Origin of the sequence: Acinetobacter sp. RRD8, from assembly GCF_031844225.1 — a bacterium.
Classification (GTDB): Bacteria; Pseudomonadota; Gammaproteobacteria; order Pseudomonadales; family Moraxellaceae; genus Acinetobacter.
Genome location: NZ_JAUZUU010000001.1, coordinates 104715 through 117541, shown reverse-complemented (window position 1 = coordinate 117541; position 12827 = coordinate 104715). Strand labels below are relative to the sequence as shown.

Annotated in this window: 12 protein-coding genes; 1 reads left to right on the top strand and 11 read right to left on the bottom strand. The window is 41.1% G+C overall.

Annotated features, from left to right (window positions below):
• Nucleotides 1–267: 267 nt before the first annotated feature.
• The 4 genes from Q9R24_RS00585 to Q9R24_RS00570 all read right to left on the bottom strand — a co-directional run bounded on the left by Q9R24_RS00585 (nt 268) and on the right by Q9R24_RS00570 (nt 4093).
• Nucleotides 268–963: a methionine ABC transporter permease gene (locus tag Q9R24_RS00585; protein ID WP_004279923.1), complete on the bottom strand. Its 696-nt coding sequence runs from the start codon at nt 961–963 to the stop codon at nt 268–270.
• A complete protein-coding gene (locus Q9R24_RS00580) occupies nt 960–1985 on the bottom strand; it encodes a methionine ABC transporter ATP-binding protein (RefSeq protein WP_044110226.1) in 1026 nt (341 codons plus the stop codon). The genes Q9R24_RS00585 and Q9R24_RS00580 overlap by 4 nt, the downstream gene beginning before the upstream one ends.
• 76 nt (nt 1986–2061) lie before the next feature.
• Nucleotides 2062–2937 carry a MetQ/NlpA family ABC transporter substrate-binding protein gene (locus tag Q9R24_RS00575; protein ID WP_005100876.1) on the bottom strand — a complete coding sequence of 292 codons (876 nt, stop codon included), beginning with the start codon at nt 2935–2937 and terminating at the stop codon, nt 2062–2064.
• A 598-nt stretch (nt 2938–3535) separates the two neighbouring features.
• Nucleotides 3536–4093 carry a GNAT family N-acetyltransferase gene (locus tag Q9R24_RS00570; protein ID WP_311203482.1) on the bottom strand — a complete coding sequence of 186 codons (558 nt, stop codon included), beginning with the start codon at nt 4091–4093 and terminating at the stop codon, nt 3536–3538.
• Between the two features lie 87 nt (nt 4094–4180).
• Here Q9R24_RS00570 and Q9R24_RS00565 point away from each other — a divergent pair, with 87 nt between their 5' ends.
• Entirely contained in the window at nt 4181–5128 is a 948-nt protein-coding gene (locus Q9R24_RS00565) for a DUF4062 domain-containing protein (protein ID WP_311203481.1), read from the top strand.
• 49 nt (nt 5129–5177) lie between these two features.
• On the opposite strand, the gene purD is transcribed toward Q9R24_RS00565, so the two are convergent.
• The 7 genes from purD to Q9R24_RS00530 form a co-directional block, all read right to left on the bottom strand.
• Nucleotides 5178–6461 (bottom strand): phosphoribosylamine--glycine ligase, encoded by a 1284-nt coding sequence (gene purD / locus Q9R24_RS00560; RefSeq protein ID WP_311203480.1) that lies wholly within the window; start codon nt 6459–6461, stop codon nt 5178–5180.
• 127 nt (nt 6462–6588) lie between these two features.
• Nucleotides 6589–8163, bottom strand: coding sequence for a bifunctional phosphoribosylaminoimidazolecarboxamide formyltransferase/IMP cyclohydrolase (purH, locus tag Q9R24_RS00555; RefSeq protein ID WP_004646700.1), 1575 nt, complete (start codon nt 8161–8163; stop codon nt 6589–6591).
• Nucleotides 8164–8258: 95 nt separating this feature from the next.
• Nucleotides 8259–8528, bottom strand: a complete 270-nt coding sequence (gene fis, locus Q9R24_RS00550; RefSeq protein WP_001086304.1) for a DNA-binding transcriptional regulator Fis — start codon at nt 8526–8528, stop codon at nt 8259–8261.
• A 398-nt stretch (nt 8529–8926) separates the two neighbouring features.
• Nucleotides 8927–9802: a DUF3426 domain-containing protein gene (locus Q9R24_RS00545; protein WP_195724826.1), complete on the bottom strand. Its 876-nt coding sequence runs from the start codon at nt 9800–9802 to the stop codon at nt 8927–8929.
• Between the two features lie 15 nt (nt 9803–9817).
• Nucleotides 9818–10723: a 50S ribosomal protein L11 methyltransferase gene (gene prmA, locus Q9R24_RS00540; RefSeq protein ID WP_311203479.1), complete on the bottom strand. Its 906-nt coding sequence runs from the start codon at nt 10721–10723 to the stop codon at nt 9818–9820.
• A gap of 131 nt (nt 10724–10854) precedes the next feature.
• On the bottom strand, nt 10855–11742 hold the full coding sequence (locus Q9R24_RS00535) for a bile acid:sodium symporter family protein (RefSeq protein ID WP_311203478.1): 888 nt from the start codon (nt 11740–11742) through the stop codon (nt 10855–10857).
• Between the two features lie 87 nt (nt 11743–11829).
• The gene (locus tag Q9R24_RS00530; protein ID WP_005100861.1) at nt 11830–12717 is read right to left on the bottom strand and encodes a bile acid:sodium symporter family protein; all 888 of its coding nucleotides are present in this window, start codon (nt 12715–12717) and stop codon (nt 11830–11832) included.
• Between the last annotated feature and the right edge of the window lie 110 nt (nt 12718–12827).

Sequence of the window (12827 nt, the reverse complement as noted above, 5' to 3'; positions counted from 1 at the left end):
AAGTTTGAATTTGATTTTTTAAGCTGATTATTTAGTTAGTTGTTAGAAGATATTTTCTTTTACTTTTGACGGGACAAAAGTAACAAAACCCCTTTGTTGATCTGATGGCACTTCCATGTGCCACAAATCAACGGGCGACTTCCTGTCGCCGTGGCACGTATCAAATAGTTGCAGGACTTTACTTTGAAATAATGAGAAAGGGATCGTAAGTATTAAAAACAATAAAACCCTCTTTTTAGAGGGCCTTATTCATACATAAAAACTAGCTTAACGAAGTCGGGATAACCAGTCACCGAGGCTTTGTACAATCTGCACTAGAATCAGTAATACAATCACCGTCATGATGACTACAGAGGTATCAAAACGCTGATAACCATAAGAAATCGCTAAGTCACCAATACCACCCGCACCGACAGCACCGGCCATTGCCGTTGCACCAATCAAACTGATGGTAGCAGTAGTCAAGTTTAGAATCAGTGAGCTACGCGCTTCCGGCAGAATAAACTTAAAGATAATTTGCATTGGCGTCGCGCCCATGGCTTGGGCAGATTCGATAATACCCTCATTCACTTCGAGTAAAGATGTTTCAATCAGGCGACCAATGTATGGACCGACATAAATGGTTAATGGAACAATCGCTGCCCATGTACCAATCGATGTGCCGACAATTAACTTGGTCAGTGGAATGACTGCGATTAGCAGGATAATAAACGGCAGCGAACGTAGCGCATTCACAATCGGATTGAGACCGTGATAAATCACACGATTCGGCAGAATTCCATTCGGACGTGTTACCAACAGGGTAATCGCCTGAATAAAGCCCCAGATACAGCCAAATAGCATCGCGAAGAACACCATATGAAAGGTTTCTTGCAGCGCTGTCACAAACTGATCTATCGACAGGGAGCTTTTCCAGAACGGCGCCGTGATCGTTGTTAGCCACTGTACAATCAAATCTCTCATGCCTGTACTCCCGCCTGATCGACTTGTACGCCGTGTTGTTCAAGGAATTTTATTGCTGCTTGAATTTCTTGTGCATCACCCAGTAGCTGAATAAACATCTGGCCAATCACCGTGCCATTAATTTCGGTCATATTGGCAAATAGAATATTTAAACTGATATTAAATTGTTTAATCACCGCTTGAATCACGGTTTCCTGAGCCGAACTGCCGAGGAATTTCAGGCAATAAATACTGTTGTGATTCTGGTTTTCCAGATTGGTCAGAATATTGACTGGTAAATGCTGCTGTAATACGGTCTGAATGAAATTCTTGGTGGTCGGGTGCTGTGGTTGACTAAATATTTGTAAGGTACTACCGGTCTCAATTACGTCACCTTTTTCCATCACGGCGACATAATCACATACAGTTTCAATCACATCCATTTCATGGGTAACCATAACAATGGTGATGCCTTGTTCTTCGTTAATTTTTTTAAGTAGCTGTAGAACAGATTTGGTGGTTTGTGGGTCCAGTGCAGAAGTCGCTTCATCACAGAGTAAAATTTTTGGATGATTGGCAAGGGCACGAGCGATCCCGACACGCTGCTTTTGACCGCCAGACAATTCATCTGGAAATGCATGACGTTTATGTTTCAGGTCAATAAAGTCTAATAATTCTTCGAGGCGTTTTTCTCGTTCTGCCTTGCTCCAGCCCAGGAGTTTCATTGGCATTTCGATATTGGCTGCCACGGTTTTGGTTTGCATTAAATTGAAATGCTGGAAAATCATCCCGATGCTGGCACGTTCTTGACGCAATGCTTTGGCATCAAGTGCGGTAAAGTCTGTTCCGTTAATGATAATCCGGCCTGAGCTTGGGCGCTCAAGCAGGTTGATCAGACGGATGAGGGTGCTTTTACCGGCACCACTATAACCGATGATGCCAAAAATACTGCCGGTTGGAATCTGAAGATTAATCTGATTCAAGGCATGCAAGGTTTGACCCTTAAGCTCATACTGTTTTGAAATATCTTTAAATTCAATCATAGTGTCAAAAACTGCATCACGGATAAAAAAACAGGCAAGAAATCGTCCTTGCCTGTTCTAAAAGTCTATTATAGTACTATTTTGATTCAGTTAAATACGTCACCGGTTTGTTTACCGCAACTTTCGTACCACCAAAATGTTCATCAACATATGCTTTTACTGCTGGCGTATGATACAACGCACCTACTTTTTGCAGGACTGGATCGTTTTGACGGTCTGCTGCAACCGCTAATACGTTGACGTTCATTTTTGTGCTTTGATCAATTGGCTCATAGTAAATCGCATCTTTTAATACGTTTAAACCACCTTCCATTGCCAGGGTATTGCCCAGCACAATCGCATCCACTTCGTCTTTTACGCGTACTGCAGTCGCCATTTGAATCGGCTTAATCACGATTTGTTTTGCATTTTCGGTCACATCAGACGTTGTGCCTTTGACATTGTCAAAACCAGCTTTTAACTTAACCAGACCTGCCGATTGTAAAAGCAATAATGCACGTGATTCGTTTGCGCCGTCATTCGGAATGGCAATGGTCGCACCGGTTTTAAACTCATTCAAAGATTTTACTTTGCTTGAGTAAATGCCCATTGGCTCTAAATAAGTGGTAGATAGAGGCGCAATTTTGGCTGTGTTGGCATCGTTATAAGCCACCATATAGGCATAAGACTGGAATGCATTCACATCAATTTCTTTGTTGGCTACTGCCGTGTTCATTGACACATAGTCAGTGAAATTTTTCACATCAAGTTTGATGCCAGCTGCTTTGGTTTCAGGCAGGGTCGCGATATAACGCCATACGTCTGCATCTGAACCGGTCGAAGCCATAGTTACAGTTTGAAGACCATTTGCATCTTTAGTTTGCGCTGCATCAGTGGCAGGCGCTTCCTGTTTACCACACCCAGTTAAAGTCAATACAGAGGCACTCAAGATAACGCCAAGTAACTTTTTCATGAAATTGTCCTAATTCTATTCTTGCCTAGAGTATAAGCATTTTTAAATCGTGTTAAATAAGAGTTTTATTACGATCTAAGTAGGTGGCTTGATCATTGCTAAGGAGGGCTTGAGATCAGAAGATGCAAGCGTGCAGCAACAGTTCTGATGAACTTGATCAAGTCAGAGGCAGCCCAAATCTGATGTACTTGATCTATTTTGGAGAGAGAAAATAGATATTTTATAAGTACATGGAAAGGTTTAGGGGCTCTGAAGTTGTGGATATCATAGCAATAAATCTATATTCGATATACTGGATAGAAAAGCCTTGCTTATCTCTTTAGTCGAATATAAAAAAGATCTTTTAAAGAAAATATTAATTAAAACAATATATTATTTATATTGAAAATATGGCTTTAATAGATATGTCTAAATACTGATCTTTATAAGATTTTGTAAGATAGAAATATAAAAAATGCATATAGATAAATTAAAGAAAATATCTGATTTTTGGCAAATTAAGAAAATTCTATCATTAACGAGATAAATCTTTCCTTTATATTAACTAAGCTTAGTATCTGATCTTGGTCTTCTCAGGTCATGATACTACAAGCTTGTTTTAACAGAAGGGAATATACAGATAATCTGAACGCTGTTTTTCATAGAGTACGTGTCTACACAAGATATGATCGGCAGGTACAAGTGGATGATCAAACTCTCCCACTTTTTCTAAGCCAATATTTTGCATGACACGTTCTGATGGTGTGTTGATGCAGGCAGTAAAAGAAATGACTTTCTCTAGGCGCAGGGTTCTAAAGGCATATTTCAGTACCGCTTTGGCTCCTTCAGTTGCATAGCCTTGGTTCCAGTATTGCGGTAACAAGCGCCAGCCAATTTCAGGGGCATCGGCAATTTTAAGCTCAGGTGGATGCACGTGTAAGCCAATAAAACCGATGAATTCGCCTGTAGCTTTGAGTTCTACGGCAAGGAGTCCCCAACCACGTGTATCAATAGCATTACGAATACGTTCAAGAAAAGCAGTTGCCTCAGCCGCATCGAGTTTTTTAGGGAAGTAGCGCATGACCTCGTCATCTGCACACATTTGGATAAATGGGGCAGTGTCGGAATCTTGCCATTGGCGAAGGATGAGGCGAGGGGTTTGGATATCAGTCATCATAATAGCTAAGCTTACTGAATAATCATTGGTTGTAAAAATATGTAATATTACTAAAATAGAAGAAAATTAAATTAATTCAAAGTACTTATGAAAAAATATCAAATTTTTATATCATCTACATATCTAGATTTAATAAATGAAAGACAAGCTGCTGTGGAAGCAATTTTAAAAGCTGGTCATATTCCTGCTGGTATGGAGCTATTTACAGCATCAAATAAAAGTCAGTGGGAAATTATTAAAAAATGGATTGATGAATCTGATATTTATATGCTGATATTAGGTGGTCGTTATGGATCTATCGAGACTGAATCAGGATTAAGTTATACTGAGTTGGAATATAATTATGCATTAGAACAAAACAAACCTTTATTTGCAGTGGTTATGCAAGATCATGCACTTCAAGCAAAAATTAAATTGGATGGATCTGCTGTTTTAGAACTTGAGAACCAAGCTAAATTTAAAGATTTTAAAACTAAGGTTACATCTTACATGTGTTCGTTCTTTGAAGATAATAAAGATATCAAATTAGCAGTACATGAAAGTATTGGGCAACTACAAAAAGAAAATCAGGTGGTCGGTTGGATTAGAGCAGGTTCTGTACAGAATCCTCAAGAGTATTTAGATCAGATCATGGGGCTACAACAAGAAATTAGCAAACTGAACCAAGAGAATATCGTATTAAAAAGACAGAAAACAAGTAATAATACATCAGAAGAAATTGTGGGGTTAATTGAGTTATTTTCTCAAGAAAAGGTTAGCTTAAAGAGAATACAATCAGAAGAAAATAATTTCCCAGATGAGATTACTGTATTAAAAGCAATAAAAAGTTTTAAAGATAAATTGACAGTTGGTGCAAACAACTCAATGAATTCATCAGATTATGATTATTTTATATTCTATGATTTGGCACCAAAATTAATCATCCATAATTTAATGCAACAACAGAAACTAACAAATACGGGCACAGCAAGTAAAGTGATAATTACTGATAAAGGTAAAGAGCTACTAGCTTACATTGTAAAAAATAAATTATAAAAAATAAAAAAACCCCGAACGAATCGGGGTTTTTGATACTTAACCGAAATTAAGAATTTTCACGAGCAACTGCGCGGTAACCAATATCTTTACGATATTGAACGCCGTCGAAAGTCACTTTTTCACAAAGCTCTAACGCTTTTGCTTGCGCTTCACCAATGGTATTACCGAGTGCAGTCACACAAAGTACACGACCGCCAGCAGTTACGATGTCGCCATTTTCATTGGCTTTAGTGCCTGCATGGAACACTTTCGCATCAGTCATTTCAGTGTCTAAGCCTGAAATCACATCACCATTGCTTGAAGTTTCTGGGTAGCCTTTTGACGCTAAAACGATACCAACAGTCTTGCGCTCATCCCATTCAGCTTCAGCAGGTAAGTTACCTGCAATACCAGCTTCAACGAGATCCACCAAAGATGATTTTAAACGCATCATGATTGGCTGAGTTTCAGGATCACCAAAACGACAGTTAAACTCAATTACTTTTGGTTGACCTTGTTCGTCAATCATCAAACCAGCGTATAAGAAACCTGTATAAACATGCCCGTCTTTTTTCATACCTTCAACGGTAGGACGCATCACTTCATTCATGGTTTTTTCAAATACGTCAGCAGTCACAACAGGCGCAGGAGAGTAAGCACCCATACCGCCAGTGTTTGGACCTTGGTCACCTTCAAAAATACGCTTATGGTCTTGAGATGTTGCCATTGGCAAGATGTTGTCGCCATCGATCATACAAATGAATGATGCTTCTTCACCAGCAAGGAATTCTTCGATCACTACGCGAGAACCTGCATCGCCAAATTTGTTGCCTGCAAGCATGTCATCAATTGCTGCAAATGCTTCTTGATTGGTCATGGCAACGATTACGCCTTTACCTGCAGCAAGACCATCAGCCTTGATCACGATTGGCGCACCATTTTTCTCAACAAATGCTTTCGCAGCATCTACTTCAGTAAATACGTCATAGAAAGCCGTTGGAATGTTATGGCGTTTAAGGAAGTGTTTAGCGAATGCTTTAGAGCCTTCAAGCTGCGCAGCAAATTGAGTTGGACCCCAAATTTTAACGCCAGCTTCACGGCATGCATCTACAACACCATTTACAAGTGGTGCTTCAGGACCAACAACCACTAAATCAACCGCATTGCTTTTTGCAAAGTCGATAATCGCAGCATTGTCTAAAATATTTAAGGCAACATTTTCGCATTTATTTTCTGTTGCAGTACCTGCATTACCCGGTGCTACAAATACTTTTGCGACTTTATCATCTTGCGCGATTTTCCATGCAAGTGCATGTTCACGACCACCATTACCCAAAACTAAAATATTCATTAAAAAAAATCCTTCTGAAATAGAATCCCCCTAAATCCCCCTTTGATAAAAGGGGGACTCCCTTCGCTCTACTATGATATAGAAAACCCTCCTTTATTAAGGAGGGCTAGGGAGGATTTAAAATTAATTAGTGACGGAAGTGACGCATACCAGTGAACACCATTGCAATACCAGCTTCGTCAGCCGCAGCAATCGTTTCTTCATCACGCATAGAACCACCCGGTTGGATAATGCATTTGATACCCGCTTTCGCAGCGTTATCAATACCATCACGGAATGGGAAGAATGCGTCAGACGCCATGACAGCACCCTCAACCACCAAGCCAGCATGTTCAGCTTTAATTGCAGCAATACGAGCAGAGTTAACACGGCTCATTTGACCTGCGCCAACACCAATGGTTTGACGGTTTTTAGCATACACAATCGCGTTAGATTTTACGTATTTCGCTACTTTCCAAGCGAAGATCATGTCATCGATTTCTTGTTCAGTCGGCGCACGTTTGGTGACTACTTTAAGATCATCTTTAGTGATCATGCCCAAGTCTTGATCTTGAACTAACAAACCACCGTTTACGCGTTTGTAGTCAAGTTGCGATTGACGCGCATCGATTGCTGGAAGTTCGCCACATACAAGTACGCGTACGTTTTTCTTCGCGCCTGTTACTTCAAGAACGCCTTCAGCAACGCTCGGTGCAATGATCACTTCAACGAATTGACGATCTACAATCGCTTGTGCAGTTGCAACGTCTAATTCACGGTTGAATGCAATGATGCCACCGAAAGCAGATTCAGGATCTGTTGCATACGCAAGATCATAAGCTGCTTGAATACCGTCTAAAGATACTGCAACGCCACATGGGTTAGCGTGTTTAACGATCACACAAGCAGGCTTCGCAAATGATTTCACACATTCAAGTGCTGCATCAGTATCTGCGATGTTGTTATAAGAGAGTTCTTTACCTTGAAGCTGTTTCGCTGTTGAAACAGAAGCTTCAGTCGCTGTGTCTTCTACATAGAATGCAGCAGCTTGATGCGGGTTTTCACCGTAACGAAGGTCTTGAACTTTGTTCAATTGAGTATTGAAAGTACGTGCAAATTTGTCTGCCTGACCTTCTTCTTTACCTACGCGAGCGCCTAAGTAAGATGCGATCATGCCGTCATATTGAGCAGTATGTTCAAATGCTTTTACTGCTAGGTCAAAACGAGTTGCATGAGATAAAGCACCCTCAGCTTTAAGCTCGGCAACGACAGTTGCATAGTCAGAAGCATTTACGATGATACCTACAGATGCATGGTTTTTTGCTGCAGCACGAACCATGGTAGGACCACCGATGTCGATGTTTTCGATAGCATCAGCAAGTGAACAGTTTGGTTTGGCTACCGTTGCAGCAAATGGATAAAGGTTTACAACGACTAAATCAATAGCATCAATGTTGTGTTCAGCCATCACAGCTTCGTCTAGACCACGACGAGCCAGGATACCCCCATGAATTTTTGGATGTAGTGTTTTTACACGGCCGTCCATCATCTCTGGAAAACCTGTATGCTCCGAAACTTCAACTACAGCCACATTATTGTCTTTCAACAATTTGTAGGTACCACCTGTAGATAAAATTTCTACCCCTAGAGCAGCAAGTTCTTGTGCAAATTCAACAATACCAGTCTTGTCAGACACAGAGATTAAAGCGCGTTTAATAGTCATGATCTTCGTCACAGTTTTCAAGGAACAGAATAAAACAAAATCAGCAATTTACAGGTTAAAAAAAATGCCTGCGGAAGCCGCAAGCATTTTATCATTTATTCACTCATTAAACCGTGAGCTTTTAACTTTTTACGTAAAGTACCACGGTTGAGTCCGAGGATCTCGGCAGCACGTGTTTGGTTACCACGTGTATATTCTAGAACTACAGATAGAAGAGGTTTCTCCATTTCTGCTAGCACCATGTCGTATACCTGAGATGGTTGCTCGCCCTGCAGTTGTGCAAAATAGTGGCGAACTGCGCGATCTACGTGGATACGTAAAGCAACATCAGATTGTGCAGTAAAAATAGGAGATTTGCTATTCATGCGAATTAATCCGAAAAACAAATATCACTTGGGTAAAGTGATATATAAAAGTGGTCTAGAAATTGAAATGAACTCCATTTTAGATCCTAAAACGGAAGTTCTAAAACTTAGTCATTACATTGAGCCTGTAGCTTGACACATCTCTGCGATTTGGTCGAAAAATAAGCGTAACAATAGTTAAAGTTTTGTTACTGACCAAAATCAAAACAAAAAAATCTGCACGATACGCAATAAATTTTATAGCGCATTAGGCAAGACTGTATTTGTTGTGAAAAAGTCGCGAGGAGTTGCAGCACATAGCTTTCGTGGCGCGTATCATACCATTGTCTAAGCAAAAGTGAGCAAGAAAACTGCATTTTTTTTAACTTTTTTTAATTTTTTAATGCTTTCTCAGTAGATTAGGGGCGAATTATTTCCAAAGTATAGCGATCAAAGCTTTTGCGATCGACTGGAAGCTTAAATTTGAATTTAAACGGGCTGTTTTTCGGAATGCGCTGAATATTGACTAAACTTTCAATCAAGTACTCTTCGGAGGACAGGTTATAAGTTGCAATCACTTCACCGCGATGTTCCAGATTGATTCTTAAAATTGGTAAAGCCAGACTACGGTCATGAAAATTAATCAGCTCACCGCTAAACTCAGCTTCATTATTACCGGTTGCCTTGATTTTGACTTTATTAACCTGAATTAGTGTGTAGTATTTTTCCAGATTGGAACAATTAAACACTTCACAAGCACTGTTAAAGGCCAGACTCATGACGTGACTGTTTTTGATGTATTGCGGATTGAACCAAAAAAATTGAAACAGCAGCAGGCTAAACAGCGACAGATTGAGTAAACTCCAGCCTATATAGTACATTGGCCCGCGCTTAGCCTGCTTTTCTGCCTGATCTTCCCAGTTCATGCTCGGTAGGACTGAAATCGGTTCGGTACTGAAATAATTCAAGTTATTTAAATAGGTTTCCAGATCAATATTGGAATGTTCAACTTTTTGGTCAAAAATCTGTAGCAGGCTATGACGATGCTGCTGATCCGTGTGATAAACACCTGGTCTATTTTGAGCATCAGTTTTGCTGAATTCGCTGGAGCTCGACTGAGCGTGAGACATTGAGGCGGTGACCGAATTCCGGGTTTCGGTCACCAAATGCGATAAGGCATTAAATGAGGTGGTACATTTGGGACAGCAAACCATACCCTGCGCAACGGTGAGTTGAGCAACTGTGACTTTATAGGTGGTGGAACAGGTAGGGCAATGGGTTCTTTTGTCACTCATGGATTATTTATAGGCTCATTCATTCTTATGGCGTTTACCCGAGATACGGCACCAGTGCTCATCTCGTTTTTCTACTTCTAATATATCAAAATAATTTGAGTAAATGCTAGTAACATCAGCAACTTGCTCTTCAATTACTCCGGCAAGTGCGAACTGTCCCTCAGATTTAATTAAAGTTGCGAACTCAGGAGCCAGCATCATCAGTGGTGCTGCCAGAATATTGGCAACAAAGACGTCAGCTTTGGTATTGCCGAGCTCATCTCTAAATTCTTCTGGCAGTCCGACATAAAGCTTGTCCAGTACGCCATTCAGTTCAGCATTTTGCTGAGTCGCCAGTACAGCTTGTGGATCGATATCAGTGGCATATGCTTTTTTCGCACCTAAGAGAAGTGCAGCTACCGCGAGAATGCCTGAGCCACAGCCATAATCGATGACAATTTTATCTTTCACATCAATCTTTCCGAGCCATTGTAAGCACAGGAAAGTTGAAGCGTGGTTGCCTGTTCCGAAAGCCAGACCTGGATCAAGCTTGATGTTCACCGCCTCGGCATCAGGTGCTTCCATCCACTCCGGTACGATCCAGTATTTATCAGCAATCTGAATGGGCTCATAGGCATCCATCCAAGTACGTTCCCAAGCCTGATCTTCAATCAACTCATGACGGATCGGAGCATCTGGCATTTGTGCACGAATAAAGGTTTCTAGTGCGGCAACATCGATTTCTTCGCCTTCTTCCTGCGCATAAATACCGGTCACAATCACTTTATTCCAGAGTGGCGTTTCACCTGGAAGTGGTTCCAGCAAATCCTGGTTTTCAGCATCATCCAAAGTCACACTCACTGCGCCTAGCGAGCTGAGTAATGTCTCAGTAAAATCAACCTGAGCCTGTTCAACCATAATATGAATTTGTAACCACTTCACAGAAATAACCTTTATACATTTTTCAAAAAGCTATTGTAACGGAAGTTCAGACTCAACGCTGCTATCTTCTTGATCCATTCCCAAAATAAAAAGGATGCCTGAGGCATCCTTTGAACAGTTCCAGAGCTTATCTAATCCAGATTCGTTAAAGGTGTTTGCGCCGGGAGTGGTGCAAGCCGATTCAATAGACTGCCAAAAATTGCAGCAAAGATATACATAAAGATAGAATAAACCGCGGCTGGGATCGCCACAGCAGCACTGCCAATCACGGTCAGGGCAATAGTCATGGCGAGGGTGCTGTTATGAATGCCAATTTCAAATGCACTGGCACGGGCTTGAGCGCTATTAATGTTCAGTAGTCGTGGAATCAGATAACCAATACTCAGGCTCAGGATGCAGAATAAGGCAGTCGCCAGGCCAACCTGGGTCAGGTATTCGCCGATATTTGTGCGTTCTTTAATAAGTGTGGCAATAATAATCAGCACCAAAAAGCCAATGGAAAAAATCCGCAACGGCCGATTCAGTTTTGCTGTCACGCTTGGTGCATAGCGCCGAATCAGCATGCCAATTCCCACCGGAATCAGGATGATCGCAAAGACTTGCAGAATCTTGCCGAATTGCAGGCCAACTTGCTGGCTATCCTGCATAAAATGCATGATCGAAAAATTAATAATTAAAGGTAAGGTAATTGCTGCGATGACTGAGTTGATAGCAGTCAAAGTGATATTGAGGGCTAAGTCACCTTTAAACAGATAGCTAAACAGGTTGGCCGTTGCACCCCCGGGCGAAGCCGCCAGGAGCATCAACCCGACCGAGAGCAAGGGGGTTAAAGCGAATAGTTTGCAAAGCAAAAAGGCAATGCCAACCAGAACAACCAGTTGGCAGAACAATGCTATAAATACGGCTTTGGGGTGGCGAGTGACACGGCTAAAGTCCCGAGGCGTCAGTTCAAGGCCAAGCCCCATCATGATGATTGCAAGTGCCAGCGGCAGTAATATCGTTATAAGGCCAGAATCCATCTGTATGCTCCTTGTCGAAAATTGTTTTAATACTTCTGATTTTCTTTGGAAAAGCATACAGCCTTATAGCAGAATCAGCCAAATAAATTACAAATCTGATAAACGACTTTTATTGCTATACACCACTTGTTGGCGGCTAATCAGCACACCGAAAATGGTGGCGAAACTGTACATGAAAATTGTATAAATGCCTGCTGGAATGGCCATCGTGACATTATTCAGAACCGAAATCGCAATAGTCAGCGCAATGGCAGTGTTATGAATGCCAATTTCAAAGGTACAGGCGCGTGCCATTTTCTCTGGAATGCCCATGAGTAAAGGAATGCAATAGCCAATAAACAGGCTGGAAAAACATAAAATCGCAGTTGCTGTACCAATATTGGCAAAGTATTCGACCAAATTCGAACGTTCTCTGAAAATGGCGAATATGAATAGGATGGTTAGAAAACCGATAGAGAGTAAGCGCATGGGCCTGCTGACAGTAATCGACAGGTTTGGAAATTTGGCTCGAAGCAGCATACCCATGATCACGGGAATCAAGGTAATTAAAAACACTTGTACAATCTTTTCAACTGGAAAAGTCACGTTTGAGTCATGACTCATAAAGTAGTGTAAGGACAGATTGACAATAAAGGGCAAGGTAAAAATAGAGATGATGGTATTAATGGCGGTTAGAGTAATATTTAGTGCTACATCACCTTTATATATGTAACTAAACAGGTTTGCGGTTGGACCACCGGGCGAGGCGGCCAGCAGCATCAGACCTACAGCAAGCAAAGCGGGCAAGTCCAAAATCAGACAAATAAAAAAAGCAATGCTGGGTAATAGGACTAACTGCGCAAATAAAGTAATAAAAATGACTTTAGGATAGCGACTTAAGCGCAGGAAATCTTTGATGGTGAGTTCTAGCCCCAGCCCCATCATCATGATTGCCAATGTAATTGGCAAAAAAACACTAAAAAACCCCGAATCCATGAAATTGCCTTTTTATTATACATTTATAGGTATATTTCGAGTTTAGCCTAGATGAATAAATAAGCAATAAAAAACGGGCAAAATGCAGTCACTTTGCCCGTCAAAGCTTT

Coding starts and splice junctions, on each gene's coding strand:
- Q9R24_RS00585 (WP_004279923.1), bottom strand. CDS start 963: ATGAGAGATTTGATTGTACAGTGGCTAACAACGATCACGGCGCCGTTC.
- Q9R24_RS00580 (WP_044110226.1), bottom strand. CDS start 1,985: ATGATTGAATTTAAAGATATTTCAAAACAGTATGAGCTTAAGGGTCAA.
- Q9R24_RS00575 (WP_005100876.1), bottom strand. CDS start 2,937: ATGAAAAAGTTACTTGGCGTTATCTTGAGTGCCTCTGTATTGACTTTA.
- Q9R24_RS00570 (WP_311203482.1), bottom strand. CDS start 4,093: ATGATGACTGATATCCAAACCCCTCGCCTCATCCTTCGCCAATGGCAA.
- Q9R24_RS00565 (WP_311203481.1), top strand. CDS start 4,181: ATGAAAAAATATCAAATTTTTATATCATCTACATATCTAGATTTAATA.
- purD (WP_311203480.1), bottom strand. CDS start 6,461: ATGAATATTTTAGTTTTGGGTAATGGTGGTCGTGAACATGCACTTGCA.
- purH (WP_004646700.1), bottom strand. CDS start 8,163: ATGACTATTAAACGCGCTTTAATCTCTGTGTCTGACAAGACTGGTATT.
- fis (WP_001086304.1), bottom strand. CDS start 8,528: ATGAATAGCAAATCTCCTATTTTTACTGCACAATCTGATGTTGCTTTA.
- Q9R24_RS00545 (WP_195724826.1), bottom strand. CDS start 9,802: ATGAGTGACAAAAGAACCCATTGCCCTACCTGTTCCACCACCTATAAA.
- Q9R24_RS00535 (WP_311203478.1), bottom strand. CDS start 11,742: ATGGATTCTGGCCTTATAACGATATTACTGCCGCTGGCACTTGCAATC.
- Q9R24_RS00530 (WP_005100861.1), bottom strand. CDS start 12,717: ATGGATTCGGGGTTTTTTAGTGTTTTTTTGCCAATTACATTGGCAATC.